The sequence below is a fragment of the Okeania sp. SIO2F4 genome (genome assembly GCF_010672385.1).
GTDB lineage: Bacteria > Cyanobacteriota > Cyanobacteriia > Cyanobacteriales > Microcoleaceae > Trichodesmium.
The window spans coordinates 1-1,563 of sequence record NZ_JAAHGT010001381.1 but is presented as its reverse complement, the minus strand read 5'-3'; the positions used below and the strand labels follow the sequence as shown (position 1 = coordinate 1,563).

Below are 1,563 nucleotides of genomic sequence, written 5' to 3'. Positions count from 1 at the left end.
GTGGAGGGTAGAATGGAGTTCTATCCCTGACTCGAAAATAGTTTTTGTGGGAGCAAATGTATCACACAGCACCTTCTCCGAGCGGAATCTTGGTCATTTGTCAAAAAAATTAGATGCGTTTTCCCTGTTATAGTGATGTAGCTATTGAACTAATAGTCACTATCAGTAGTTTGTTCGGATTAGCGTATGGGACAAACAGAACGGTTTGTAGAATCTATATTTAATTTGATGGGCGCTTATTTATCGGTACCAGACCATAGCACTGCATACCGTAGGGTCAGAAAATTGAATATTGTGATACCAGTAATGCCAACCACAGAAGGGATGTACTTAGTAGTAGATTCTACAGGGGTCAAAGTATACGGTGAAGGGGAATGGAAAACCAGGATTCATGGTTGTCGCGTAAACGTAGGACATGGCGTAAATTACATCTAGGTGTGAATGAGGCCACCGGAGAGATTGTCACAGCAGTTGTCACAACCAATAATGTGAGTGACGACCAGGTATTTTCTGACCTATTAGATGGAGTAGAAGGTGAAATAGCCCAAGTTTCAGGTGATGGGGGTTATGACAAATACTAGTGCTATGAGACAGCTCACTAACGAGGGATAAAAACGACTATTGCACCGCGTAAAAATGCTGTGATTAGGCATTGGACTTTGGACAAAAAAAAATAGTTAGTGTAATATTTACACTAACTAATGAAATTAATGTTTAAAGACCGAATTCATACTGGAATTATCTTCGTTTTTGACATTATTTATCCCATTTGAAAATCATAGGATGGGTCTGGTTCAATTTCTCCACCAAAACAGATATCTAACGGGACTTTCTTGAAGGGAATGAACAACTCTCTTCAACTCATCAATAAGATTCCTTCGAGTCATTTTTTTAACCGCATCAATATGAGCTTCACTTCCAGCTTTTCCGTTCATATTTATATTTACTTTTTTTCTGACTGTCAGTAGCCATAGGAAAAATAGGCTGCCCAGATTGTAATTTATAATAATAGTACAGTTTCTGATTTCTATTGACTTGATAACGAATGAGATGAACTTCAGGAGGAGCTACCTCTCCTTCTTGTTAAAGAAGCTTGATTTTTTGCTAAAATTTACGCTCTTTACTCTTGATTTGTTTCCCTCTAAGGGTTGCTGATTGAGTAGTTTTATAGGATTTTTGTGTAGACATTAGAGTGAATGTAAAAGCAAAAATGTTAGTGTATTTATCACACTAACATATTCATCTATTAGTTAACTAGCTATTAGCTTGAGCGCATTTAGCTAGCCTCCTGGGTCGTAACTACGTTAACAGCTAAAAATCCAAGGGTTTAAGTCCCCCACTATAATTTGAAAAATTAGTGGTGCGCTTTGCGTGGGGGTTTGAATCCCCCATTATACACGCCTGAAAAGCTGATTGCTGTTAGCGTTAGCGTTAGCGCAGCTCCTCTTTCAGAGGCAGCTCCTCTGAAAGAGGCTTGCTGAGTGCTGAGTGCTCCTTCAAGAAATTCTGAAAAATCAAGAAAACACTGAGTTGGTCAAGGAATTCTGATGCTGGAGGAAAAAC

Annotated in this window: 3 protein-coding genes; 2 read left to right on the top strand and 1 reads right to left on the bottom strand. The window is 38.8% G+C overall.

The window, feature by feature from the left end:
- Positions 1–186 precede the first annotated feature (186 nt).
- The gene (locus F6K22_RS40605; RefSeq protein ID WP_293110804.1) at positions 187–435 is read left to right on the top strand and encodes a transposase; all 249 of its coding nucleotides are present in this window, start codon (positions 187–189) and stop codon (positions 433–435) included.
- Positions 436–437: 2 nt separating this feature from the next.
- A complete protein-coding gene (locus tag F6K22_RS40600) occupies positions 438–581 on the top strand; it encodes a transposase (RefSeq protein ID WP_293110803.1) in 144 nt (47 codons plus the stop codon).
- A 213-nt stretch (positions 582–794) separates the two neighbouring features.
- On the opposite strand, the gene F6K22_RS40595 is transcribed toward F6K22_RS40600, so the two are convergent.
- The gene (locus tag F6K22_RS40595; RefSeq protein ID WP_293110801.1) at positions 795–935 is read right to left on the bottom strand and encodes a hypothetical protein; all 141 of its coding nucleotides are present in this window, start codon (positions 933–935) and stop codon (positions 795–797) included.
- Positions 936–1,563 lie beyond the last annotated feature (628 nt).

Excerpts from the sequence above, each read along its gene's own strand:
- F6K22_RS40605 (WP_293110804.1), top strand. The coding sequence starts at position 187 with ATGGGACAAACAGAACGGTTTGTAGAATCTATATTTAATTTGATGGGC.
- F6K22_RS40595 (WP_293110801.1), bottom strand. The coding sequence starts at position 935 with ATGAACGGAAAAGCTGGAAGTGAAGCTCATATTGATGCGGTTAAAAAA.